Below are 24,876 nucleotides of genomic sequence, written 5' to 3' on the forward strand. Positions count from 1 at the left end.
TATGGATCGCAGGCTTGGTGAGCCTTTACCTCACCAACTACCTAATCCAACGCGGGCTCATCCAATAGTGGCCGAAGCCTTTCCTCCGTAGAGCGTATGCGGTATTAATCTGGATTTCTCCAGGCTATCCCCCGCTACTGGGTAGATTCCCACGTGTTACTCACCCGTGCGCCACTCTCATCCCCGAAGGGACTACCGTTCGACTTGCATGTCTTAAGCATACCGCCAGCGTTCAATCTGAGCCAGGATCAAACTCTTCAGTTTAATCTTTGTGTCGATAGCCTAGCTATACTGTTTAATATGAATACTAAACAACACAACCACCTACCAACGTGTTTTTTGCTCAGAATATATAATAGTGAATTACTTTCTTGACGAAAGTGAATACTTGATACATTCTGTTTCTACAGATGATTCAAGCACCCACACAAGTTTATTTGTTTATTTTTTAAATAACGCGTTAAGTCACTTGCTTAACGAGAGGTGCGTACTTTAGTTCGTCTGTTTCATCTTGTCAAGCATTATTTGCTAAACTCGATTATTTTTCTGAACTTCGATTCACACCGGAATCTTTTCAAACTACTACAACTTCTACTAACTACTTGATTTCTCTTTCGTTTTGTTTCCGTCGCGTCGTTCGGAGATGCGCATTATATACATCTCCTTACTCCCGTCAACCACCTTCACTAAAAATTTTTGAATTATTTTTTGCAACGGATCGCTCAAATAGCTCAACTCTCTGATTCAGCTAAAATTAATCCTAAAATAAATTTTTCACTCTAACACTCGCCAATCGAAGCCTTTTGCTTGGCAAGCGAGATCAACCTCATGCGCCTCGCAATTTAGCCCCTCTGCTAAGGCAGCTTTGGCATAGTCAGGTAAGTTATTTTGCTCGCTAAGGTGCATACCTATTATATGTTGAAGTTTAGTCGTATTGATTTGCTGTAAGAATTGCGTGGCCTGCCCATTGGCTAGATGACCAAAGCTACTGGCTACGCGTTGCTTTAGTTGATAATGATAAGGGCCCGTCTCTAACAAGCGTGCATCATAGTTACATTCCAGTAATAACGCATCCACTTCATAGAGATGTTCTTTAATACAAGGCGTGAGTGTTCCCGTATCCGTCAATAGCCCTAAGCGCCATTGCCCGTCTGAAATCACTAACTGGCAAGGCTCACGTGCATCGTGTGGTACGGGGAAAGGAGTAAACTCTAGATCTTGAATCGTAAAAGCTTGGTGAATATTGATAGGCTGAAAACGGGCAAAGTCATTATCACGAATACTATTGAAGGTTCCCACACTACTATAGACCGGAATCCGAAACCGCCGTGATAAGCGTCCGACTCCATTAGCATGATCACCATGTTCATGTGTGACTACAATGGCGCTTAAGTCCTCAGGATTACAACTTAACCGCCACAAGCGCTTTTCTACTTCACTTAAAGTAAACCCGCAATCGATTAAGACGCGGGTTTTACCGGATTCGACTAAGGTTGCATTGCCCTTACTGCCACTACCTAATGAGGCAAAACGTAGCATTACAACTCAAGATCTAGCTTTAGTTGCGCGAGGAGTTTCTCAGCAATCGCAGCATTAGCATTCTTCTCTGGGAAAATACCGACAAAGGTTACATTATCTTTATTAGCTACTTTGACACTATAAACTTCATCATCCTCATGAATAGTACTTTCCTTTTCCAAGCCTAAAGCTCGATTGAGCCAGCCTTTACGCGGGATAATACTATCATCACCCGCATTGCGGAGGACTGTGTAGGTAGCTTTTTCAACATCTTTTGACTGAATACGCAAATTCAAATTAGGCAAAAGCGTTTCTAGCCGTTTCCAAACCTCTAGTGGAGACTCATTAGTCGCAATCGCACTATTGCCATCATTTAACTTAATCAGTTTAACTTGCCGCCCCCCGCTAGACTCTTGGGGATTAACAGCAAAGGTGGGATCAAAATCAGGGGTACTGAGTCCCGGAGGAATAGCGAGCGCTTTCACACTTTTAGTTCCTCGATAGGCAACACTATCGTCTACCGCGTCTACTTTAAAGGCAGAGCAGCCCATTAATAGGCTACTCAGGGTTATGGCGATTACACCTAACTTTATTGAGGTTGGGGGCTTGAGCTTCATAATTCGTTGTATCTCTTATAACATTCAAAACTGCACATTTGCCATACGCATGGCTTGGCGTACAGTTTCATGATGCTGGGTTGATAGTGGGGTAAGTGGCAAGCGAATTCCTTCTTCATGACCATAGCCCATTTGTGCTAATGCCCATTTGACTGGAATCGGATTCGCCTCCACAAAGAGTGTAAAATGGAGCGCTCGCATTTGGGCATCTAGCTGTTCTGCTTCGGCACGATTACCCGATAAAGCCGCCTTACACATTTTCTGCATCAGCGCTGGCACTACATTAGCCGTAACCGAGATATTCCCCTTGCCGCCCATGAGGATTAGCTCCATAGCGGTGGCATCATCACCCGAATACACCTCAAGCTGATCACCACAGCGTTGCATAATCTCTCTAGCCCGCTCTAAATTTCCAGTCGCCTCTTTAATTCCCACAATATTAGCAATGGGAGCTAAGCGCTCAACCGTTTCGGGTAATAAATCTGCCACTGTGCGTCCGGGGACATTATAAAGAATTTGTGGAATCGCTACGGCCTCAGCAATCGATTTAAAATGGCGATATAAGCCTTCTTGGGTAGGCTTATTATAATAAGGCGTTACCAATAAACACGCATCCGCCCCCAGTGTTAAGGCTTCTTGGGTTAAATCAATCGCCTCTTGGGTGCTATTTGAGCCTGTGCCGGCTATCACGGGAATTTTTCCCTGTGCCAAGGTGATGATCCGCTTCACGACATGGACATGCTCAGCAGGCGATAGAGTTGCCGACTCCCCGGTTGTCCCTACCGCTATAATAGCATCTGTACCATTCTCAATATGAAAGGCCACCAATGCCTCTAATGCTGCCTCATCCACCGCACCCGTAGGAGTCATAGGCGTAATCATTGCCACCATACTGCCGCGAAACATGCAAACCCTCCAATCAATAATAGACTGCGGGTCATACTACTTGATCGAGGCAGACTAAGACAAGCAAGATACTCGGCGTTAATGTCGACTTGATGAGGGTGTACCCATCATCTGTGCCTGACGTTGCCCCTCATCCCCTAAGGTTGCCATTAACACGTGCTGAGCCGAAAGGGGTAACTCCCACTCAGCCGGCTGTAAGCGCTCATAATGCCCGGTTGCATCCAACATCCACGCATGAGTATTGTCCTGTAGATAAATCTCAAAGGCTTCATGACGTACCCGCGCCCGCAATTCTGGATCAAGAATAGGGAAAGCAATCTCCACCCGCCTAAAGAAATTACGTGGCATCCAGTCGGCACTAGAGCAGTACATTTCCTCATTGCCGTCATTATAAAAATAAAATACGCGTGGATGCTCCAGAAAACGTCCCATTACAGAGCGCACCCGAATATTATCCGACACCCCTATAATACCCGGACGTAAACAACAAATCCCGCGTACAATTAGCTCAATTTTCACCCCTGCATTCGAGGCATGATAGAGCGCCTCGATCACTTGCGGCTCAATGAGAGCATTCATCCGCGCCATAATCAGGGCTTTCTTACCGGCTCGCGCATGAATTATTTCTCGATCAATTTTAGTCAAAATACTGTTATGTAAACGAAAGGGTGAATCTAATAAACACTTTAACCCCTTCATGCGCCCAAGCCCGGTTAAGAGGTGAAATACCTTATGCACATCCTCGGCAATATCAGGATTACACGTAAATAAGGAAAAATCGGTATAAGCTTTTGCCGTACCGGCATGGTAATTACCCGTAGACAGATGGATATATTGGCGTAAATGCCCCTCTTCGCGCCGAATCACCATGCAAATCTTGGCATGAGTTTTATAACCCACCACACCATAAACTACATGCACACCCGCCTGTTGGAGTTGGTTAGTGAGATCAATATTAGCTTCTTCATCAAAACGCGCCCGTAGCTCCACCACGGCGGTAACATCTTTACCCAAACGTGCGGCTTTAATGAGCTGATCGACTAAGACTGATTTTTTACCCGTGCGGTATAGCGTGACCTTAATCGCCAATACGGTAGGATCCATTGCGGCCTGAGAAAAAAAATCAATCACCGGGGTGAAGGCTTGATAAGGCTGGTGGATAATAATATCGCGTTCCCGAATCCGCTCAAACATATCCACTTTGGCTCCAGAGCGCTCTAATGCGCCGGTAACAAAAGGCGGATAGTGCAGCTCAGGTCGGGCAATAAAATCATAGACAGTCATTAATCGATGCAAATTCACCGGGCCATTGACTTGATACAATTCAGCACGCGTCAGATTGAACTGCTCTAATAAAAACTCAATATTGCTATCAGGACAAGACTCTGCCACCTCTAAGCGTACCGCTGAACCATAATTACGATGGGGCAGCTCCCCTTGCATGGCCTTTAATAGATCATCAATCTCTTCTTCATCAACATACATATTACTATTACGCGTCACTCGAAACTGATGACAACCTAGTACTTCCAATCCGGGAAAGAGGCGAGCAATGAAGGCATGTAAAATCGAGGATAGGAATACAAAACTATCCGCACTAGGGGCTATCTCAGCCGGAAGGCGAATAATACGGGGTAAAGTACGCGGGGCTTGCACAATAGCCATATCCACTTCACGCCCAAATGCATTAGTTCCTGATAGATTAACGACAAAATTTAGACTTTTATTAATCACATTCGGGAAAGGGTGCGAAGGGTCAAGGCTTAAAGGACTCAGTAACAGGCGCAACTCACGATCAAAATAATCCGATAACCATTCTAAGCGTGCCTCAGTCCATTCACTACGGCGCACAAAATGAATTCCACTCTCTGCTAAGGCGGGGATAACCTCATCATTTAATACACTATATTGACGCTCTACTAGCTGATGAGCACGTTCACTGATAGCGGTCAATAACGGCTTAGCTGTAAGGCCATCGGAGGTTTTTAGTAATACCCCTAAATTATGTTGCTCGCGAATTCTTCCCACACGGACTTCAAAAAACTCATCCAAATTCGCACTAGAAATACATAAGTATTTTAAACGCTCTAATACGGGTAGCGATTGATCCTGAGCCAGCTCTAATACACGAGCATTGAACGCTAACACACTTAATTCACGATTAAGAAAATACTCTGGCTTATTTAATTGCGACTCTGGCATAACTAACCCTATAAATCTGCTGAAAACACCCCATCACGGGGGGCAGCATAGATCCAAACCATGACAAAATGATGACTAACTCAAGCTATTTCACACCCTATTCAACAATATCCTATTTTATTGAATCTTTACTTGCCTTATTGCCCCTAGCTCCCCATTCTACCTCTTTGTCACTAAACAAACCTTAAACCTAGACTATGCTCGAACTAAACCAGCCCATTATTCACTTTAGTGCGCCTAGTACTTCGGATAAAATTTTTAACTCAACCGATTGTTTAGGGAGCAATCTGGTCGTGTATTTTTATCCTAAAGACAATACACCGGGTTGTACTACAGAAAGCCACAATTTTCGCGATCTTTATCCACAATTTCAGGATTTAAACACTATTATTGTGGGGGTTTCTCGTGATAGCTTACGATCTCATGAAAATTTTAAAACTAAACATCAACTACCTTTTGAGTTAATTGCGGATCCTGATGAAAGACTTTGTCGTACCTTTGATGTCATCAAACTAAAAACCTTGTATGGCAAACAACACTTAGGGATTGAACGTAGCACTTTTTTAATTGATGCCGCCGGTGTTTTACGCCGTGAGTGGCGCAAGGTGCGTGTACCGGGTCATGCTGAGATGGTACTAATGGCAGTGCAGTCCCTACCCTCTTTTACTAAAAACGAATAATACTTTGCTTATGACACAAACTAATACAACTACCCGCCTTTTTGTACTCGATACCAATGTGCTCATGCACGATGCGACCGCTCTCTTCCGCTTTCAAGAACACGATATTTTCCTGCCCATGGTGGTTTTAGAGGAACTTGATCGTGGCAAGAAAGGCGTTTCGGATGTCGCCCGTAATGTGCGCCAAGTGAGCCGTTTTTTAGATGAGCTATTACAAGCCAGTGGGCACAGTAATCTTGATCAGGGTATTCCCCTGCAAGCTGGCCTCTTAGGTTTGGATAAGACCAGCAAGGCTCCTTCTGGACATTTATACTTTCAAACCCAACCTCTAACGGGTGATTTGCCGACTCTCTTACCAGGTAACTCGCCCGATAACACTATTCTAGAAGTCGCTTTACAACTCCAACGCCTCCATACTGAACGTGAAGTCATTTTAGTCTCTAAGGATATTAATTTACGCATTAAAGCCACCATTGTGGGTTTAACCGCTGAAGACTATCTCAATGATCAAGTGCTAGAAGATGCAGATCTATTACCCGTTGGCTACCATCAAGTACCAGCTGATTTTTGGTCTACCCATAGCAAAGCCATGCAATCTTGGCAGCAACAAGGGCGCACTTTTTACAAACTAACCGGCCCACTCACTCAGGCGTGGTATCCCGGAGAATTTGTCTTTCAAGATGAGGAAGGTGGCTTACAAGCTATTGTGCGGCAACGCTTTGATGATCATGTGATTATTGAAACCATTCAGGACTACACCGAAAAACGGCGGGCAGTATGGGGCATTAATGCGCGGAATCGGCAGCAAAACTTTGCGATGAATCTACTCATGGATCCTGATATTGATCTAGTCACCTTATTAGGGGCAGCGGGAACGGGTAAAACATTGCTAACACTAGCAGCAGGTTTAGCCCAGACCCTAGATGAGCAGCTTTATAAAGAAATTATTATGACCCGTGTCACCGTTCCGGTCGGGGAAGATATTGGTTTCCTACCCGGAACAGAAGAGGAAAAAATGGCACCATGGATGGGAGCTTTAATGGATAACCTTGAAGTCCTCACCCAACCCACAGCGGGTAGTAAATGGGCACGGCAATCTACAGATGAGTTCTTAATGAGCAAAATTAAGATTAAGTCCTTAAACTTTATGCGCGGACGTACCTTCCTCAATCGTTATTTGATTTTAGATGAAGCCCAAAATCTTACTCCTAAACAAATGAAAACCTTAATTACCCGCGCAGGCCCCGGAACTAAGGTCGTGTGTTTAGGTAATATTGGGCAAATTGATACCCCCTATTTGACTGAAACCTCATCCGGCCTCACTTATGTGGTGGATAAATTCAAAAACTGGGAGTATAGCGGTCATGTGACCTTGCAACGGGGCGAGCGCTCACGTTTGGCTGATTTTGCTTCTGATCATTTATAATGTAATGAGTATTGAATATGCTACATGAGATTATTAATTGGATAGTGAATACGGTACACGAATGGGGCTATCTCGGTATTTTCATTATGATGGTTTTGGAATCCAGCTTTTTCCCCTTTCCGAGTGAAGTCGCTATTATTCCCGCTGGCTATTTAGCGGCACAAGGTAAAATGAATCTGATCTTGGTAATACTAGCCGGTATTGGTGGTAGTCTAGTGGGTTCGCTCATTAACTATTGGCTGGCAATTACCTTAGGCCGCCCATTTCTAGTAAAATATGGCAAATATATTCTATTAAAGCCTGAAACGTTAGAGCGCATGGATAGCTTTTTTGCTAAGCATGGCGCTATTTCAACCTTTACGGGACGCCTGATTCCAGTGGTACGGCAATATATTTCCTTGCCAGCCGGCTTAGCGCGTATGGATATAAAACTATTTAGCCTATATACCAGTTTAGGTGCAGGTATTTGGGTGGTGATTTTGGCTTTACTGGGCTATTTTATTGGTAATAATGAACAGCTTATTAAAGAAAATCTCACCATTGTCACTTTAGTGACGCTCGCTTGTGTAGCAGCTCTGATTTTGATCTATTACTGGAAACAAAAACGTAGAACTGCTTAATCCTCAATATCTCAGTACTCTCCGATCTTGGAGAGTACTGCGTTGTATTTCAAAGCATTACAAACCGACTATCCTTAGCACTCAAGGCTAAAGCATCAATCACCCGCATATTCGCAAAGGACTCGTGCAAATCCATGGGTGGTTTTTTATTCGTTAAAATCGCTTGAGCAAATTCGTCTGCTTGCACTGTATATTGATCTTGTGGCTCAAAAACCTGCTCCTCTATTCCTGCTGCCGTTTGTAACCATAAGCGAGTTTTTTGTTCTGGTGTTGGGTTAAAAGGCATTTCAATTTCAATACGCCCTTGCGTGCCATAAATCTGCACCCGCTGAAACGGCATGAGTTGAGTAGCACAGGTAAAACTGGCTTGCCCCACACCAAAATCTAAAATCCCCGTGGTTAAACGATCTACTCCAAACTGCGGATCATATTCACTCACTCCACAGACTCGCTTAGGCTCGCGCTCAAATAAGAGGCGAGCCAAAGAGACTCCATAACAGCCAATATCCATCAAAGCCCCGCCCCCTAATGCGGGGTTATTACGAATATTATTCGGATCGGCATTAAAATAAGAAAACATCGTTTGAACGGCTTTTAGCTCACCAATGGTTTGATTATCAATCAGTGCTTTTGCCTGCTGCCACTGGGCATGAAAGCGATACATAAAGGCTTCCATCACCCTAGGGCGCGGCTCTGGTAATTGATTATAAAAATCTTGCAATGCCAGAACCTCCTCGCTATTTAAGCCCAGCGGTTTCTCGCATAAGACATGCTTACCCGCTTGTAAGGCTTTTTGTGTCCACTCAATATGTTGATCATTAGGCAGTGGAATATAGACCACATGGATGGCAGGATCGGCTAATAATGCCTCATAAGAAGCATAGCTGTGCGGAATCTGTAGTTCCTGAGCAACACGTGCAGCCTTTTCTGCATCACGGGAAGCAATCCCATAAACCTGAGCACTCTGACTTTTTTGTAAGGCAGGGATGACTTTAGTACGGGCAATTTTGGCGGTACTGAGAATACCCCAATTGAGTTTAGGTGTATTAGCCTGATTCATATTTAACTCCTAGCAAGTGATCATTAGCTCATCATGCCTTGAAATAGGAAGACCTACCACATAGCTCTGAAAATCTATTAAGCTAAGCCTCCTATTGTCTATTTGAGCTTGCTTATGTATTGGCGTTGCCCGGTGTGTCACTCTCCTTTAAAACTAGAAAATACCACCTATCGCTGTGCTAATGGTCACACTCATGATCAGGCCAAAGAGGGTTATGTTAATCTATTACTCGCACATCAAAAGAAATCCCTTGATCCGGGAGACAATAAGGCCATGCTGTTGAGTCGGCGACTGTTTTTAGAGCAAGGGCATTATCAGCCCCTAGCCGATGCTTTAGCCCAATACATTACTGAATTAACCGCCTCTCGCCCCCAAGTCTTGCTCGATATTGGCTGCGGTGAGGGGTATTACTTGAATCATATTGCTCAAGCTAATCCCGCTTTATCCATTTGGGGCATTGATATTGCCCGCGATGCAGCACGCTTGGCGGCTAAACGCTTGCCCACCCTGCACTTTGCCGTGGCCTCTAGTGCTCATCTACCTGTGGCAGATGAGAGTGCTGACATTATTACCACCGTCTTTGCTCCGATCAGTGAGGCCGAGATCACACGGGTATTAAAACCTCAAGGCAGTTGGCTATGGGTACGTCCGGGGACTAAGCATTTATATCAATTAAGAGATCTGATCTATACCCAAGCACGCCTACACAGCACCGATTTAAAGCTACCGGACACCTTGCAATTACTCAGCACGCACCCTATCCAATACTCACTTAACCTTAATAACTCTAGTAGTATTGCAGCGTTATTAGCGATGACACCCTATTATTGGAGTGCTTCGCTTGAAACCCAAGAACGCATTAACCAATTGAATCAATTGACAATACAGATCGATTTTCAGATCTTACAGCTCAAAAAACTCAATACTTAATTATAAGTTAAAAATAACTATTAAAAATAGATATTTATTAACTTAAAGTAGGTGTATAAAATCGCCCCCCATACTCTGATGAGAATCATTATTATTTAAAAGGCAATGGTATGGCTTTAAAGAACACAACGGAGCAGTATGGTGGGGTATCTATCACTCTACACTGGCTAATGGCACTAGCTATTATTGCGCTCTATTTTATGGGCGATTACATGGTAGAACTGACCTATTATGACAAGCTCTATCATACGCTCCCCCATATCCATAAATCGATTGGCATCTTGGTGGGATTAACATTAGTCCTACGCTTAGCGTGGCTCTACAGCCACCCCCGTCCGGCTGAGCTTCCGAACACACCGGATTGGCAACATCTGCTTGCTCGTTTAGGACATATTGGTCTTTATCTATTGATCATAGCCTTAATCATTAGCGGCTATTTAATTTCAACTGCCAAAGGCAAGGGTATTGAGGTATTCAACTGGTTTGAAATCCCAGCCCTACTCGCTGAAAGTCCTGAGCGCGGTGAAATAGCCGGTAAAATCCACGAGTATGCTGCTACCTTATTAATGTTATTAGTACTCGTACATGCTGGTGCAGCCTTCTTGCATCACTTTTATTGGAAAGATAGCACCCTAAAACGTATGTTAGGGCGTGCCTAATTTTATTTACTTATTGTTAATTTAACACAGGAAACTACTATGAAAACTTTATTAGCCTCTTCTTTACTAGCACTGAGCTTACTAGGCACACAAGCCTATGCTGCGGATTATAAAATTGATACCGAAGGTATGCACAGTGCCATTCAATTCCGTATTAAACATTTAGGTTATAGCTGGCTCAATGGTCGCTTTAATGATTTTGCGGGTACGTTTAGCTACGATGAAGCAAAACCAGAAGACTCAAAAGTCAGTGTTACTATTAAAACAGCAAGCGTTGACTCTAACCATGCAGAGCGTGATAAACACATCCGTGGCACAGACTTTTTAAATGTTGAGAAATTCCCAGAAGCTAAATTTGAAAGTACCGCTTTTAAAGCAGGCGCTGATGGCAAAAGTACGATTGAAGGCAATCTAACCCTGAATGGTGTCACTAAACCCGTCACCTTAAATGTAGAATCAATTGGCGCTGGGGATGATCCTTGGGGTGGTTACCGTCATGGTTTTGAGGCTACAACAGAATTTGCTTTAGCCGATTTTGGGATTAACTATGATTTAGGGCCAGCCTCTAAAAACGTAGCTATGATTTTATCGGTAGAAGGTATTCGTCAATAAAGCTAAACCGTATTAGGTTAGTTTGATTAAGGGTAGTTTAGGCTGCCCTTTTTTATGGGCTTGAAAAAGAGAAGAAGGTGGGTGCAAAAAAAGCCCACTCTGTGGGCTAAAGGGGGTAACTTTAAATTCATGAATTCGGTGGTGGCCGGGGGCAGAATCGAACTGCCGACACGCGGATTTTCAATCCGCTGCTCTACCGACTGAGCTACCCGGCCTTAAGAGGTCGCCATTAAAACGCTTTAGCCACCGCTTGTCAAGCTACAATTCAGATTTTTTGGTGATTTAATCTAAAACAGCTACACTCACTCATGGATGAGCTAGAATAAACCATAAAGGAAAGTCGGTGCAACTTATTGATATTATTCTAATACTTTATATTTTACTGGTGGTAGTTGGTTTAGTTCTACTATGGCAAAAACTATCTGATTTGTTATTTACTATCCCCAGTATCCAACCCGAACAACGCATTTTAATTATTGTAGCCATATACGCTATTATCACTTTTGCGGCTTTTTATGTGGGCTTAAAAATTAATGCTAAACGTGAGACTCCCCTGCCCACCCCTACCATACCTGTAACAACGCCTAATAAGGAACAAACTCCCGTTCCCAATAATACCACCCCCACCACGAGTAGCACTGAGAATGCAGTTCCCACCCTCATTCAAACAGATCCAGAGACAGCAAACTCAAACGGTGAGTTACAAAACTTTTTAGCGCTAAACTATTTTGACTTTGAGCAACAGCGCAGTGCCCTACAGCAGACGATTCAACGCTTAGATCAATTTTTTAAACGCGCCGATCAAATAGCAGCAAACACACCGACTCATCGCCGTTTCATGCAGCAAATTGCCCTAAATCGTTGGAACTTCCGCCAGCAGCTAGTGGCCTTAAAACAAGAGATTGATCAAGAAATTCAAGCTTTTTGGATTTTTTACCGCTCCGGTGCTTCTGAATACACACAACAAGCCTTTACTAAAAAAGCGCAACTCTTTACCGAGGAAATACAAACATTATTAGGTCAGGAATCTGATACACGTACAAAAGAAAATAAGCTTATTAAAAGTTATATTACCTATTTAACCAAGATACTGAATCGGCCTCCCCCCAAGCCCGGTCAAATTTCACCACAATATAGTGCCACTAATCGGCAATTTGTCATGCAATGGCTACAAGCCCAGCGCCAAGTGATTTTACTGCAGAATTTAACCGCATTAGAGGAGAGCAAAGCACGTATTGAAACCAGCCACTATGAGTTTCAACGTTTTTTAAACCAATACCCTAATATGGCTTCACGCTTACAAAACACCTTAACCCTTTGGCAACAAGCCTTACAGGCTAATTTATACGTACAATATCGCTTATTACATTGTGCTGAGGCTGAGTTACTCTTGACCGATACCGAAATGAATATTGCCCCTGAAACAGGGCAAACCTTAAATTCTTTATTAATTGATAATTTACCCAAAATGATTAACGACGCAGCCGATATTCGCCTACAAGCTGAGCGTAGTTATAGCAATGAGCGTAATAAGAATACCCACTAAGAAGGGGTAGGTGAAAGAATAAAGAATCAGGTATTTCTGTTGCACGCTTGCTATCAAGACTGCTTCAGGAATACCTGATTACTTTTAACGATCTAGTTTATTTAGTATCAAAATTTAGATTAAAGTTGACCGCTTTCAATAGCTCACTCTCGCGTTCGAGATCCGCTACTAATAAAGGGCGCTGATCTTCTAGGTTTGCCTCAGCTAAATAAACAATTAGGCTATTTTCGCGAGCTTTTAAACGTTCTATTTTGATAATATTAGTATCGCGAGCACGATGTAATAATACTGATAGACGCAAAATCACGACTAAATACAGCGCATATTGATACTCTTTGCTATCCAATAGGCCAAATAACTTAGTAGAAATCTTACTGCGGTGCATACGTACTAAGGTACTGAGCCAATGCTGCTCTTCGGTAGAAAACCCTGGGAGGTCGACATTATCAATGAGATAGGCACCGTGTTTTTGATGACTTTCATGAGAGATAATCAAGCCTATTTCATGTAGCTCCGCCGCCCAGCTCAATAGCTCTTGTGAATAAGCGGATAATTTCCAATCATCGCGGCAACGCTGAAATAAATGCTCCGCCGTTTGTCGTACCGCACTGGCTTGTTGTACATCCACACCAAAACGGCTTTGCAGGTTTTTTACCGCCATCACCCGAATATCGCTAGCTTGAGAGCGCTGTAGGCGATCATAGACCAAGCCCTCGCGCAATGCCCAATCGGACACCTGCATTTTTTTAATGCCCAGTGACTCAAACACAGCAATTAAAATAGCCAGTCCACCAGCAAAGACGGGTTTACGCTCATCACTCAAACCCGCTAAGCGTAATCTATCGGTATGACCCGCCTCGATCATACGATCACGTAGGGTATAAAGATGATCAAGAGTAATATGAAATGGTGATAAGCCATTTTGCTGGACGACTTTTTGTACAGTACGGATAGTGCCAGAAGCCCCGGTCTCTGTCTCCCAACCAAGACTTTGATATTTTTTGCGAATGGGGACTAGGGGTAGATGGGCAGCACGAATGGCTTTTTTAAAAGCGGGCGCGTCTAAACGTCCCTCTGGGAAAAACTGCTCCGTCATACTGACACAGCCCATTTTCAGGCTTTCTAAATATAAAGCCTCTAACCCCCGCCCAATAATTAACTCCGTACTCCCACCGCCAATATCCATCACAAAACGATTACCCGTGGTAGTCTCATTCTCCAAAGAGTGCGCCACACCCAAATAAATGAGTCGTGCTTCTTCATGCCCACTGATAATCGCAATAGGATGACCGAGAGCCATCTCTGCTTGGCGGATAAAGTCTCGTGACTGATTAGCTAGACGTAGCGTATTAGTGCCAACTGCAATCACACGATCCGAACTCAGCCCACGCAAACGCTCACCAAAGCGCAGCAAACAAGCCAAAGCACGCTGCTGTGCCTCCGGTGATAAATTATTATCAGCATCTAAGCCACTGCCTAGGCGCACACTTTCGCGTAAACGATCCACAACTTTAATATCACCATCCTCGGATGGCTTAACTACAATCATGTGAAAGCTATTGGATCCTAGATCAATAGCGGCTAGATGCTGGTTAGTAAACATGGCTATAGCGCCATAATGGCATCAACTTCAACACCCGACCCACGTGGCAAAGCCGCAACACCAATCGCGGCTCGTGCAGGATAAGGGGCATTAAAATATTGCTGCATGACCTCATTGACCTTAGCAAAATCACCTAAATCCGTCAGAAACACATGTACTTTGACACAATTATCCAAAGAACCACCGGCTGCTTTGGCAACTGCGGCTAGATTTTTAAATACCTGATGTGCTTGAGCGACAATATCACCCTCGATCATAGTCATAGTCTCTGGGTCTAAGGGAATTTGCCCAGATAAGAATACTAAGTCACCTACTTTCACTGCTTGAGAATAAGGGCCGATAGCGGCGGGGGCTTGTTTTGATTCAATAATGGTTTTTTGCATTTACGTATGGATTCCTTTGCTAAGACGCTCAACTTTGGTGACATCGGGGATATGATCTAATTGACGCATAACCTTTTCAACCTGTCCCAGATCATGCACCCATAATACCCACTCTGTTTCCTTAATATAAGTATCACCACTGGTATGAATATCTTCAATATTAACGTTTTGCTGGGCTAGTGTTGAGGTCATTTGGCGTAATACACCGACCACATTATGCGCATAGGTCTTTACCCCGACCTTATAATATTGATCGGGTTTTTGCTCAGCCCATTCAATTTCCATAATATCGATGGGGCGGACTTGCTCGTGCAGCATGGTACAGCCTTGGCGATGGATAGTAAGCCCGGTATTCATATCTAAATAGCCTTCAATCGCATCGCCGGGTATTGGAAAACAGCAGGGTGCAAAATGAGTAATTAAGCCTTGTGCCCCCTCAATGCTCAAGCTATCGGGTTTAGCCGTCTGTTCATTATTATCCGCCTGATCCTCACTTAAGCGCTTGGCGATTAAGATAGCGGGATACTCTTTTTTACCCACCGCACACAATAGGGCTGATAAATTATCGAGCGATAACATACTCAAGAGATTCGCTAGGCGGCTAGGGTCGATGCTATCAATAGTCAACTGAAAAGGTCGGAGCGCTTTATTGAGTAAAATGGAACCTAAACGACTGAACTCCTCTGCGGTTTGCTGGCGCTGCCAATTACGCAAGGCAGCACGTGCCCGTGGGGTAACGACATAGTCAAGCCAACTCAACTGCGGCAAAGCCCCTTTCGCGGTGCGGATAGTAATCGTAGCACCATTGGGGATTTTAGTGCGCAGTGGCATCTCTACCCCATCAATCAAGGCCGCAACACAACGGTTCCCTACATCCGTGTGAATAGCATAGGCAAAATCGACTAAGGTCGCCCCACTAGGAAACTCTTTAATATCACCTTGTGGCGTAAAGGCATAGACTTCGGATAGAAATAGAGCGCTTTGAATATAGTTATGAAATTCGAGGGGATTTTCTGCAAAGCTAGATAGTTCACGTACCTGCTCTAGCCAACGCTCGACCGCTTGCTCGGCTATTTTACCATTACCACGCTGAGCCATTTCTGGATGTCGCCACGCCGCTGCTATACCGTATTGCGAGACTTGGAACATATCACGGGTTTGGATTTGTATCCGCAGCATATTATCAAGCGATTCTTCTTTACTACGATACACACAGGTCTGTAAGGCTTGGAAACCATAGGTTTGATGCGGATGGGCAATATAATCACTGAATCCGCCTAATTTAGGGCGGTATAAGCCGTGTACTAAACCTAACACACGGTAACACTCCTCCACTGTGCCCACCACAATGCGGATTTCCATAATCTTTTTTTGATCTTTAAAGCGGCTCCCCTTACTACCATCACCATCACCGCGTTTAATACGCTCATAGACACGGTACAGGTTCTTTTCCCACATAAACACATTGACACTAGGGATAAGATCTTGGAGAGCAGTCGTCACAGTTTTTACAACGACCTCATGCTGCTCTCTATGAGTCTTCATATATCTATCGAGTGAGCACTGTAAAATACTAGAGCGCCAAGGGTGCATATTGCGGAAGGCTAAGAGCTGCATTTCGCGTCGAATGACATTCAGCCCCATACGCTGCGCTAAAGGCACATACACCGCAATGGTTTCTTTAGCAATGCGGCGACGTGCTGCCAACGATTGATGTTCAAGCGTGCGGAGGTTATGGAGCCGATCCGCTAGTTTGACTAAGACCACACGATAATCGTCAGCAAAATACTCCATCATCTTGCGAAAACTAGCAATTACCGCATCTTGCTTCGACTCAAAATGGCGTTTATCCAGCTTAGTGACCCCATCTACCAAATCAGCAACGACTGGATTGGTAAGACGTGCAATATCTTCAACGGTGTAGTCGGTATCTTCCACCACATCGTGTAGTAAAGCAGCACATAGGGTATCGGCATCCACCCGCATGCCTGCTAAAAGAATAGCGACACTCAGGGGATGAGTAATATACAGTTCACCCGATTTACGGGTAACGCCTTGATGAGCCAGATCAGCAAGTTTATAAGCATTATGTACCCGCTCAATATCATCGGGTATCATATAACGCTCGATCAAATGCATTAGCTCATCAAGCAAAAAGATAGGGTCAGACATCATAATCCTACACCTGTTGATTTTAGCTAAAGCTATTGAGGATTAGATCAAATTTAGAAGCGAATACGTGGGGTATAATCTTTACTCATATTATAGTTATCTAGATACCCCCCCGCGATTTCACGTAATGCAATTACTGTGGGCTTATCGCCTAATTCCTCTACCAATGGTTGTGCACCATTAGAGATAGCATGTGCTCGATGCGCCGCTTTTAGGACTAACTCAAAGCTATTTTCAACCTTACCTAAACAATCTTCTACTGTTACGCGTGCCATAATTTGGAAACCCCATATTCTCTATAAAGTACTGAAAGTAATCTTCCATTATAACCAGCTACGCTAAAAAAAGACTACTATAGTCACATAGTAGCATAGCTCCAAACCTCTCTGGCAGCGCCAACAACTCTAATAAGACCAATGGCTTAATATTTCAGGCGAGCATAATAAGTTTTTTGTGCTGCCTCACGTGCTTGGCGTAAAGTGTAAATGCCTTGCTCAGCCAATAAGGGGATCATGCGTAAAAATACCTCAGCCGTCACCATGGCATCACCCATAGCGGTATGACGCCCTAAAATAGTGATATTAAAACGTTCAGCAATAGCCTCTAGACGATGAGATGCTTGATTGGGGTGCAAGACCGCCGACAACAATAGCGTATCTAATACCGGCTGCTCAAATACGATGCCCGTGCTTTGTTCTTTAAGCTGTAAAAAGCGCATATCAAAGGCCGCATTATGCGCTACCAAGACGGTATCTTTAGCAAAGGCATGAAACGCGGGTAATACCTTATCAATGGTCGGCTGCCCTTTAACCATTTCTGGCTGGATGCCATGAATAGGAATGGATTCAGGTGGAATTTTTCTTTTAGGATCAACCAACTGATCAAAACCTTCATTTTGCAATAACTTACCATTCACAATCCGCATAGCACCCATTTGAATAATTTCATCCCCTTGAGCAGGATTCAGCCCTGTGGTCTCGGTATCAAATACGGTATAGGCCAGCTCGGTTAAATTACAATCCTCTAATGAGCGAGACTGCTCTGTGGATTGGAATAGATCAAAATCATAATACTCTGGGCGGCTTTCGGTTTTAAGCAAGGCAGCATTATCTAATTGCTCTTGAGGACTCGCGAGCGGCAAAACAAAGCGGAAAAATACCAAGCCCTTGTCATTATCACGCTCACACCATAATGCGCCACTATGACGTTCGATAACATCTTGCACGGTTAGTGAAGTACTTTCATTGCCAATTTTTAAGGGTTCTACTTCCCAGCCTACTAATTGCTCCGTGCATTTTGCTTCCCCGTGCCACATTAAATCGAGATGGACATGGTTAGTATTTGCCCCCTGCAAACGCAGGCGCATGCTTTGTACCCCAAAGACACTGTGCAAACGCTGAGCGAGACCTTGAAACGCCTGCATTAAGGAAAAACTCTCCACCTTTAGCCATAAGCTTTTATCTATTTCAGGCTCTTCCACCACTAGACCTAGCGACTCAATACGTTTAGTGGTCGCTGCAATCAAATCAGCACCTAACATATCCTCTAGAGGCCAGCGGCTCATAAAATTTTCGGCGGAGGAGGTTTTAAGATCAGTAATACGTTTCGCTAATACCTGTGTTTCATCACGCAATACATCTAGTAAGCGCTTATGCATGGCATCATCAACCTCTGGGTATTCCAACACCTCTAATGCCGCTTGCATATTGCCTAATGCTGCTCGGCTCCCCTCGGTCAAAGTACTCAAGGCACGATCTTTATAAGACTCCACTTCAAAATCACGGGTAATATTATCCAGCATCAGAACAAACCCCGTCATTTCGGGTTTATCCGTGGTATTTTCTAGTATGGCGCGTACAGGGGCGACTTGAACGCGTAATAACTGCCCTGAGGGGGTGGTGGTTACAAACTGTGCGGAAGGAGTGGCTGCTCCGCGCTGTAAACGCCTTTGAATATTTTCCAGTGCATGCGCCACTAAGGTACGCTCAAATACAGCATAAATGGAACGCCCTAAGCCAATCATTTCCACCCCACCAACCGTAGGTGTGGAAGAAAAAGTTCTAAACTGCATACGGGCACGATTGTTATATAACAAAATTCGCCCATCTAAATTACAGACCACCACACTTTTAGTCAGCTCCGACATCAAGGCGGCTAGGCGACTTTTTTCTAATTCGGTATTACGGCTAGCCTCTTGCACACGACTATCCATTTCCTCATGTAGTGATTCGCGCTGTTGTACTAATTGATTAATCAAATTAGTGAGCTGGCGATTTTCTAAGCTACCACTAGGTACTAATTGACGTTTTACATTCGTACCTAATAAGACTTGAGCCTCTTCATATAAACGGGCGGGGGCGGTCATGAAATAGCCCACCAGCCAACGCAAAGCAGCCCCTACCGCCACTAAAGAAATCGCCCACATACCGATCAGTAGGAATAAGCGCGGCCCTACCGCATTGACAATAGCGCTACGCTCACTCTCAGCCAGAGTCGACCAAATCAAGCCCCCTGTAACCAATAGCCATACCAAACAAATTACCCCAATAATAGCGACACCTAAAGCTACTCGTGGGTCAAACTTCTTCATGCCACACTCCCTAGCATATCCCGCACTTTTTGCACTAACTCTTTGGTTGAAAAGGGTTTAAGCATGTAATCATTAGCACCTAATGCCATACCCTTAGCAATATCGGTATCTCGCCCTTTGGCAGTGAGTATTAAAATGGGAATGTTTTGATAAGCTTCTTGAGCACGTAGCTCTTGGCAGACATCAAAGCCTGTTTTCTTAGGCATCATGACATCAAGGAGTATTAAGCTGGGGGTTTCATTAGCGATTTGATCTAAAGCTTCTTGTCCATTATGAGCTACTAATACCCTAAAGCCTTCACGCTTCATGAGAAATTCTAGGGATATTAATATATTGGGTTCATCGTCTGCGATTAAAACCGTGTGACTCATAGTTCCTCCTAATTGTGTAGCTAGCTCTCTTACTAACTATTGACTAGATCCTTGGAAGAAAGAAGCTAAAGCAAGCTCCCTGCCCAAGTTCCGAGCGTAATCCCATTCTTCCACCAAAATGCTCGATAATCTGGCGGCTAATGGGTAAGCCTAAACCAGTACCTTGCTGGGTACCCACATTCACTTGCCGAAACTTTTCAAACACTAAGGCTTGTTGTTCAGGCGCAATACCCATGCCATTATCCTGTACTGCTACGGTAATACCCGTAGGGTCATCGCTGAGCGTTACTGTGACTAAGCCGGTCTGTGCGGGCACAAACTTTAAGGCATTGGAGAGTAAATTCAGCATCACTTGCAGTAGACGATCGGCATCGGCCTTTAAGATCATCACGGTATCTGGCATTGCTAACTGTAATAATACGCCTTTTTCCTTGAAAGACGCACTCATACTTGTTGCCGCTTGGTTAATAATAGCTTTCATATCCACATCGGTGGTATGCCATTCTGCATGTCCACCCTCAATTTTCGCCATATCCAAGACTTGATTCACCAAACGCCCCAAACGCTCGGCCTCCGACAAAATAATCCCCATAAATTGCTCACGTTGTTCCCACTCCATCTGAGGATCATCCAGCATTAATTCGGTTAGAGCACGAATGGATGTGAGAGGTGTACGCAATTCATGCGTTACGGATGACATAAAATCATCTTTCAGCCGATCTAGGCTTTTCAATTGCTCATTAGCGGTACGTAATTCCGCAGTCGCTTTTTCTAGTGATAAGGACTTTTCTTCTAATGCTTTAGAGTAAGCACGTAATTGTGATGCCTCCTCTAAAATACGCATCACATCCTCTAACTCGAGCGGCTCTTCTTGCACAACCGATGCAATCATGGTGCGGGCAGAAGCACTTCCAATAGCACCGGCTAATTGGGTTTCAACAAAATGAACCAATTGAGCATCGGCGGTTAAAGAGTCTAGTGTTAGGTGATAGCGAGCGGCATAGGCTTTTAATGAGGAGCGACTACGCGCTACCCCTAAAAAACGCTCCAATAGGTTTATTAAATCCTGCGCATTCGCTTGCCCCTGCCAAAAGACTGGTGCGGCATGGGGTTTACGTTTAAAAACATCCACAAATAATAAGGCTTGGCTAGCTTCACGTGCGCTGGGTCTTTGCCATAATGAAAGCCCCACATAAACGGCTGTATTTAGCCATAAACTCCAAAATAAGGCATGCGTTAAATTATCTAGCCCAGTCAAACCCAAAAATTGTTCTGGCTTTAACCATTCAATTCCTAAAGGGCCTGAAGTAATAAAGCTAGTACTCACCCAACCCGACTTTGCTAACGAAGGTAACATCAAGGTATAAACCCACATGGCAAAGCCAATCAATAACCCACCCCATGCACCGCGCTCTGTTCCCCCTTTCCAATACATCCCACCAAAAAAAGCGGGCGCAAATTGGGCGACTGCTGCAAAGCTAATTAACCCAATGCTCACTAAGGCATAGGCATCCCCTGCTAATTTAAAATAGCTATAGCCAAGTAATAGCAATACTAAAATAGCAACACGTCTGATCCATAATAATAGTCTGGTTAAATTATTACGTTTGTGTAAACCAAAAGTACTAGATTTTAATAACCACGGCATAATTAAATCATTACAAACCATGGTAGAAACTGCCGTAGCCTCTACAATCACCATACCCGTTGCGGCTGAGAAACCACCAATAAAAACGATTAGGGCAATCCACTCATGACCACTGTGTAAAGGTAAAGATAATACAAACTGATCAGGATTGCCTTGACCTAAGCCAAAGGTAAGTAACCCTGCTAATGCTATCGGTAATACAAAGATATTAATAATTAATAAATAGAGTGGAAATACCCACACAGCACGCTTTAAATGATGCTCATCAGTAGACTCGACTACCATTACCTGAAACTGACGCGGTAGTAAGATTACTGATAACATGGATAAAAACACAAGGGAAAACCATTGAATATGGGCTAAAGGGTTGGTTGCTGTATTAAAATTAAATAGCCCTTGTAGAATATTAAGTGCTTGTGCTTTCTTGAATATATCACCGAAACCATTAAATAAATAATAAGTAACAAAAATCCCCACCACAATAAAGGCAATAATCTTAATAATAGACTCGAAAGCAATCGCTGCCACCATGCCCTCATGGCGTTCATTACTATCTAAATGCCTCGCACCAAAAATAATGGTGAACCCTGCTAATAGTAGTGCTAAATAAAAGGTACTATCCTGCCACCAATGAGCAGATCGTAATGGCGAGCTATTTAAAGAGGTCGTTAAGAGTTGATAGCCATTAGCAATAGCTTTTAGTTGCAGGGCTACATAAGGAATAATACCTATTAAGGTAATAATTGTGACTAATTGAGCCAAACGTTGGCTTTTACCATAACGACTCGCAATAAAATCAGCGATGGAGGTAATGTGATAGGTTTTAGCAATACGTATTATTTTGCGAATAACCAGCCAACCTAAGATCATAGCTAAAGTAGGCCCTAAATAAATAGGTAAAAACCATACTCCACTATTAGCCGCACGTCCTACACTACCAAAATAAGTCCATGCCGTACAATATACTGCCATGGATAGCGCATAAACCCAGGGGTTATTAATCCATGAACGCCCCTTACTAGCGGCACGATCCGCACTATACGCAATAGCAAATAATAGCAGTAAATAACTAAATGCAACGCTAATAACAAGGGTAGTGCTTAACATCGACTACTCCTCGTCAGGTGTGCGCTCAATAATCCACACTAAGCCTAAAATCAGTAGTGTCCATACTATAAATAGGCCTAAAGGGAAGATAGGAATACCCCAGAGAGTCACATTATGATCCCAGAGTAATAGCAGCGGGAAGTTTAATAATGATACTGCTAATAAAAACCAGCCCACTAAACGCTGAGCCAATAAGCCTTTTTTTAGCATCTCTATCCTCCCACTGCTATTGTATAAACGAAAGAATGCGCTTAGCCACCTGCTTGGAAATTACGTTTCATGGCATCCTGTGCGCCAGCAACCACTTCAAAGGCATCTTTTAAATGACGACGCTCTAAAGCCGATAAACTATCAGGTGACAGATAATTATCTGGTTTAATACCTTGTTGAATTTGCTGGGCTTGATGCTTTAAACGCACAATGCTAATAAACTCTAAGGCATCTTTTATATTACTAGAAGATTCTTTATGTATAGCACCAATGGCTTCAATAGCATCAATACGCTCAAAAGTATTGGTTTGCACAATACCTTTTGCCAAAGCATAAACGCGAACTAAATCAATAATCGGCACCACCCCACGCTTTTTCATATCCATAACTTTTTCACCCGTACCCTGCTTTTCAAGGATAAAACCTTTAAAAAAGCCTAAGGGTGGATGGAAGGTCAAGGCATTTCCAGCGAGTAATGCTTTAAATAACCCCGCCGTTTGGGTACGCGCTAAAACATCATTACGTAATTCAGTCACTAGGCTCTCATCGCCTGCTACCCAACGGAAATCAAAGAAGATACTGGCATTTAATAAGGCTTGTGGATCAGGGGTTTCAATCCAGCTACGGAATTGTTCACGCCATACTTTTAGAGGCTGACGCCATTGCGGATTGGTCGCCATAATATTACCCGGACAATACACATAGCCACAGGCATCCATACCGTCACTGACAAATTTTGCTACTTTGGCAAAATATTCATCATGCAATTCGGGGACAAATTCATCTGAGATAATCATGCCATTATCTTGGTCACTATGAGCCGTTTGCTCGCGTCGACCCATCGATCCCGCCACAATAAAGGCATAGGGTACGGGCGGTGGGCCCCATTGCTCTTCGGCGAGTATAATGAGACGGCGTACAATCGCTTGCCCAATCGAGCTAATGGCATGCCCAATATCATAGGCAGGTAGGCCATTACGCACCATACGCACTAGGGCTTGTGGTAAATGTGAGCTAAGGCGCTGTAGGGTATCAATATCGTTAGCAGCGTGAATATCCCCAACAAGGAATACCGCATTATGGCTTTGTTGACGCAATAGATCAGAGGCCGACACCACACCGAGCGGATTACCGACTTTATCCGTGATCGGAATATGGCGAATATTGCGCCGCGCCATTAACAGTAAGGCTTCGGATGCTTTTTCTTCTGGTGATAGAATCAAAGGCTTAGGGGTCATAATCTGCGTAATCGCCGCATCAACTGCTTGCCCTGTGGCTATAACTTTCGACCTAAAATCCTGATCGGTTACCACACCACACAGTTTTTGCTGGTCGTCCAAAATGAGCGCAATACCTTGTTTAGCTTGCGTCATTTGAGTAGCCGTTTCACGAATCGTGTGGCTCATCGGTACAGATAACGCGGGACGCATGAGTTCCGCCATTTGCAGGTTAAGCAAGTTATAGTCCTGCTGACTAAGGTCGCGAATCGCAGCCCGTAAACGTTCGGGTTTGTGTTCTGAGAAATATTTGCGTACCTTCTCGTTGTCATTGATTAAACGAGTAAATAGTTCGCCGGGTAAGACATAAAATACGGTATCTTCAATGGTTCTGACATCTATAGTAGCGATTTGATCCGCTGTCATTAAGGAGCGATACCCAATCCAATCCCCTTCTGCAAACCGACCGTATAAAGACCCATCGGCTTTGGTCGCCTCAATACCACCGCTGCGAATCAGGCGTATTACATTATTATACTCACCAATGCGGTGAATATAGGTATCACGAGGTATATACTCGGTTTTTACCACCTGCATGATTTCATCTAACCAAGGGGTAGGTAAGCCCACTAAGGGAACGCTGTGGCTTAAATGATCCCGCATTTCTAATTGCTCGATACTACTCATAAAACGCTACTCAACCTGAAAACTCTTCAAAAGCTTACCACTCTACCGAGCGATTGTAATGGTGAACCTTAACGAGCTTTGCGATCTAGCGCATTGAGGAAAGTCATGCGTT

Annotated in this window: 21 protein-coding genes, 1 tRNA gene and 1 rRNA gene; 7 read left to right on the plus strand and 16 right to left on the minus strand. The window is 43.9% G+C overall.

Annotated elements, in window-relative coordinates:
- The 5 genes from A3IK_RS0106220 to ppk1 form a co-directional block, all read right to left on the minus strand.
- A 16S ribosomal RNA gene (locus tag A3IK_RS0106220) occupies nucleotides 1-264 on the minus strand; the annotation flags it as partial.
- 510 nt (nucleotides 265-774) lie between these two features.
- A complete protein-coding gene (locus A3IK_RS0106225) occupies nucleotides 775-1,539 on the minus strand; it encodes an MBL fold metallo-hydrolase (protein WP_020559118.1) in 765 nt (254 codons plus the stop codon).
- On the minus strand, nucleotides 1,539-2,135 hold the full coding sequence (bamC, locus tag A3IK_RS0106230) for an outer membrane protein assembly factor BamC (RefSeq protein ID WP_020559119.1): 597 nt from the start codon (nucleotides 2,133-2,135) through the stop codon (nucleotides 1,539-1,541). The genes A3IK_RS0106225 and bamC overlap by 1 nt, the downstream gene beginning before the upstream one ends.
- Before the next feature lie 24 nt (nucleotides 2,136-2,159).
- A complete protein-coding gene (gene dapA, locus A3IK_RS0106235) occupies nucleotides 2,160-3,041 on the minus strand; it encodes a 4-hydroxy-tetrahydrodipicolinate synthase (protein ID WP_020559120.1) in 882 nt (293 codons plus the stop codon).
- 78 nt (nucleotides 3,042-3,119) lie between these two features.
- On the minus strand, nucleotides 3,120-5,243 hold the full coding sequence (gene ppk1 / locus A3IK_RS0106240; RefSeq protein WP_020559121.1) for a polyphosphate kinase 1: 2,124 nt from the start codon (nucleotides 5,241-5,243) through the stop codon (nucleotides 3,120-3,122).
- 197 nt (nucleotides 5,244-5,440) lie between these two features.
- On the opposite strand from ppk1, the gene A3IK_RS0106245 reads away from it, so the two are divergent.
- Genes A3IK_RS0106245 through A3IK_RS0106255 form a run of 3 tightly spaced genes read left to right on the plus strand, consistent with a single transcriptional unit; the run spans nucleotide 5,441 to nucleotide 7,969 of the window.
- Entirely contained in the window at nucleotides 5,441-5,923 is a 483-nt protein-coding gene (locus A3IK_RS0106245; RefSeq protein WP_020559122.1) for a peroxiredoxin, read from the plus strand.
- Between the two features lie 10 nt (nucleotides 5,924-5,933).
- On the plus strand, nucleotides 5,934-7,349 hold the full coding sequence (locus tag A3IK_RS0106250; protein ID WP_020559123.1) for a PhoH family protein: 1,416 nt from the start codon (nucleotides 5,934-5,936) through the stop codon (nucleotides 7,347-7,349).
- Between the two features lie 17 nt (nucleotides 7,350-7,366).
- Nucleotides 7,367-7,969, plus strand: a complete 603-nt coding sequence (locus A3IK_RS0106255) for a DedA family protein (protein ID WP_020559124.1) — start codon at nucleotides 7,367-7,369, stop codon at nucleotides 7,967-7,969.
- Between the two features lie 49 nt (nucleotides 7,970-8,018).
- Here the strand turns inward: A3IK_RS0106255 and A3IK_RS0106260 are convergent, their stop codons facing one another.
- The gene (locus A3IK_RS0106260; protein WP_020559125.1) at nucleotides 8,019-9,029 is read right to left on the minus strand and encodes a Gfo/Idh/MocA family protein; all 1,011 of its coding nucleotides are present in this window, start codon (nucleotides 9,027-9,029) and stop codon (nucleotides 8,019-8,021) included.
- A 114-nt stretch (nucleotides 9,030-9,143) separates the two neighbouring features.
- Between A3IK_RS0106260 and A3IK_RS18725 the strand changes: the two genes are divergently transcribed.
- The 3 genes from A3IK_RS18725 (at nucleotide 9,144) to A3IK_RS0106275 (ending at nucleotide 11,230) form a co-directional block, all read left to right on the plus strand.
- Entirely contained in the window at nucleotides 9,144-9,959 is an 816-nt protein-coding gene (locus A3IK_RS18725) for a putative RNA methyltransferase (RefSeq protein WP_020559126.1), read from the plus strand.
- Between the two features lie 110 nt (nucleotides 9,960-10,069).
- Nucleotides 10,070-10,618, plus strand: coding sequence for a cytochrome b (locus A3IK_RS0106270; RefSeq protein ID WP_020559127.1), 549 nt, complete (start codon nucleotides 10,070-10,072; stop codon nucleotides 10,616-10,618).
- A gap of 39 nt (nucleotides 10,619-10,657) precedes the next feature.
- Complete coding sequence (locus A3IK_RS0106275) at nucleotides 10,658-11,230, plus strand: YceI family protein (RefSeq protein WP_020559128.1); 573 nt, start codon at nucleotides 10,658-10,660, stop codon at nucleotides 11,228-11,230.
- 139 nt (nucleotides 11,231-11,369) lie between these two features.
- Here A3IK_RS0106275 and A3IK_RS0106280 read toward each other — a convergent pair.
- Nucleotides 11,370-11,445: transfer RNA gene (locus tag A3IK_RS0106280), tRNA-Phe, on the minus strand.
- Between the two features lie 128 nt (nucleotides 11,446-11,573).
- On the opposite strand from A3IK_RS0106280, the gene A3IK_RS0106285 reads away from it, so the two are divergent.
- Complete coding sequence (locus A3IK_RS0106285) at nucleotides 11,574-12,776, plus strand: hypothetical protein (protein ID WP_020559129.1); 1,203 nt, start codon at nucleotides 11,574-11,576, stop codon at nucleotides 12,774-12,776.
- A 97-nt stretch (nucleotides 12,777-12,873) separates the two neighbouring features.
- On the opposite strand, the gene A3IK_RS0106290 is transcribed toward A3IK_RS0106285, so the two are convergent.
- From A3IK_RS0106290 to A3IK_RS0106330, 9 genes are all read right to left on the minus strand, one after another.
- On the minus strand, nucleotides 12,874-14,379 hold the full coding sequence (locus A3IK_RS0106290) for a Ppx/GppA phosphatase family protein (protein WP_020559130.1): 1,506 nt from the start codon (nucleotides 14,377-14,379) through the stop codon (nucleotides 12,874-12,876).
- 2 nt (nucleotides 14,380-14,381) lie between these two features.
- The gene (locus A3IK_RS0106295) at nucleotides 14,382-14,762 is read right to left on the minus strand and encodes a RidA family protein (RefSeq protein ID WP_020559131.1); all 381 of its coding nucleotides are present in this window, start codon (nucleotides 14,760-14,762) and stop codon (nucleotides 14,382-14,384) included.
- Nucleotides 14,763-16,937, minus strand: a complete 2,175-nt coding sequence (locus A3IK_RS20225) for a RelA/SpoT family protein (protein ID WP_051081552.1) — start codon at nucleotides 16,935-16,937, stop codon at nucleotides 14,763-14,765. It abuts the gene before it with no gap.
- 50 nt (nucleotides 16,938-16,987) lie between these two features.
- Nucleotides 16,988-17,209, minus strand: a complete 222-nt coding sequence (gene rpoZ / locus A3IK_RS0106305; protein WP_020559133.1) for a DNA-directed RNA polymerase subunit omega — start codon at nucleotides 17,207-17,209, stop codon at nucleotides 16,988-16,990.
- 146 nt (nucleotides 17,210-17,355) lie between these two features.
- Nucleotides 17,356-19,524: a 3'-5' exonuclease gene (locus A3IK_RS0106310; RefSeq protein ID WP_020559134.1), complete on the minus strand. Its 2,169-nt coding sequence runs from the start codon at nucleotides 19,522-19,524 to the stop codon at nucleotides 17,356-17,358.
- Nucleotides 19,521-19,895 (minus strand): response regulator transcription factor, encoded by a 375-nt coding sequence (locus A3IK_RS0106315; RefSeq protein ID WP_020559135.1) that lies wholly within the window; start codon nucleotides 19,893-19,895, stop codon nucleotides 19,521-19,523. Before A3IK_RS0106315 ends, A3IK_RS0106310 begins: the two co-directional genes overlap by 4 nt.
- A gap of 43 nt (nucleotides 19,896-19,938) precedes the next feature.
- On the minus strand, nucleotides 19,939-22,650 hold the full coding sequence (locus A3IK_RS0106320; protein WP_020559136.1) for a sensor histidine kinase: 2,712 nt from the start codon (nucleotides 22,648-22,650) through the stop codon (nucleotides 19,939-19,941).
- A 3-nt stretch (nucleotides 22,651-22,653) separates the two neighbouring features.
- The gene (locus A3IK_RS0106325; protein WP_020559137.1) at nucleotides 22,654-22,860 is read right to left on the minus strand and encodes a hypothetical protein; all 207 of its coding nucleotides are present in this window, start codon (nucleotides 22,858-22,860) and stop codon (nucleotides 22,654-22,656) included.
- A 41-nt stretch (nucleotides 22,861-22,901) separates the two neighbouring features.
- The gene (locus A3IK_RS0106330; protein WP_020559138.1) at nucleotides 22,902-24,764 is read right to left on the minus strand and encodes a DUF294 nucleotidyltransferase-like domain-containing protein; all 1,863 of its coding nucleotides are present in this window, start codon (nucleotides 24,762-24,764) and stop codon (nucleotides 22,902-22,904) included.
- Nucleotides 24,765-24,876: the final 112 nt, after the last annotated feature.

The sequence above is a fragment of the Thiofilum flexile DSM 14609 genome, from assembly GCF_000380185.1.
Lineage (GTDB): Bacteria > Pseudomonadota > Gammaproteobacteria > Thiotrichales > Thiotrichaceae > Thiofilum > Thiofilum flexile.

Bases quoted from the DNA above. Each gene is read 5' to 3' on its own strand.
- A3IK_RS0106225 (WP_020559118.1), bottom strand. From the start codon at position 1,539: ATGCTACGTTTTGCCTCATTAGGTAGTGGCAGTAAGGGCAATGCAACC.
- bamC (WP_020559119.1), bottom strand. From the start codon at position 2,135: ATGAAGCTCAAGCCCCCAACCTCAATAAAGTTAGGTGTAATCGCCATA.
- dapA (WP_020559120.1), bottom strand. From the start codon at position 3,041: ATGTTTCGCGGCAGTATGGTGGCAATGATTACGCCTATGACTCCTACG.
- ppk1 (WP_020559121.1), bottom strand. From the start codon at position 5,243: ATGCCAGAGTCGCAATTAAATAAGCCAGAGTATTTTCTTAATCGTGAA.
- A3IK_RS0106245 (WP_020559122.1), top strand. From the start codon at position 5,441: ATGCTCGAACTAAACCAGCCCATTATTCACTTTAGTGCGCCTAGTACT.
- A3IK_RS0106250 (WP_020559123.1), top strand. From the start codon at position 5,934: ATGACACAAACTAATACAACTACCCGCCTTTTTGTACTCGATACCAAT.
- A3IK_RS0106255 (WP_020559124.1), top strand. From the start codon at position 7,367: ATGCTACATGAGATTATTAATTGGATAGTGAATACGGTACACGAATGG.
- A3IK_RS0106260 (WP_020559125.1), bottom strand. From the start codon at position 9,029: ATGAATCAGGCTAATACACCTAAACTCAATTGGGGTATTCTCAGTACC.
- A3IK_RS18725 (WP_020559126.1), top strand. From the start codon at position 9,144: ATGTATTGGCGTTGCCCGGTGTGTCACTCTCCTTTAAAACTAGAAAAT.
- A3IK_RS0106270 (WP_020559127.1), top strand. From the start codon at position 10,070: ATGGCTTTAAAGAACACAACGGAGCAGTATGGTGGGGTATCTATCACT.
- A3IK_RS0106275 (WP_020559128.1), top strand. From the start codon at position 10,658: ATGAAAACTTTATTAGCCTCTTCTTTACTAGCACTGAGCTTACTAGGC.
- A3IK_RS0106290 (WP_020559130.1), bottom strand. From the start codon at position 14,379: ATGTTTACTAACCAGCATCTAGCCGCTATTGATCTAGGATCCAATAGC.
- A3IK_RS0106295 (WP_020559131.1), bottom strand. From the start codon at position 14,762: ATGCAAAAAACCATTATTGAATCAAAACAAGCCCCCGCCGCTATCGGC.
- A3IK_RS20225 (WP_051081552.1), bottom strand. From the start codon at position 16,937: ATGATGTCTGACCCTATCTTTTTGCTTGATGAGCTAATGCATTTGATC.
- rpoZ (WP_020559133.1), bottom strand. From the start codon at position 17,209: ATGGCACGCGTAACAGTAGAAGATTGTTTAGGTAAGGTTGAAAATAGC.
- A3IK_RS0106310 (WP_020559134.1), bottom strand. From the start codon at position 19,524: ATGAAGAAGTTTGACCCACGAGTAGCTTTAGGTGTCGCTATTATTGGG.
- A3IK_RS0106315 (WP_020559135.1), bottom strand. From the start codon at position 19,895: ATGAGTCACACGGTTTTAATCGCAGACGATGAACCCAATATATTAATA.
- A3IK_RS0106320 (WP_020559136.1), bottom strand. From the start codon at position 22,650: ATGTTAAGCACTACCCTTGTTATTAGCGTTGCATTTAGTTATTTACTG.
- A3IK_RS0106325 (WP_020559137.1), bottom strand. From the start codon at position 22,860: ATGCTAAAAAAAGGCTTATTGGCTCAGCGTTTAGTGGGCTGGTTTTTA.
- A3IK_RS0106330 (WP_020559138.1), bottom strand. From the start codon at position 24,764: ATGAGTAGTATCGAGCAATTAGAAATGCGGGATCATTTAAGCCACAGC.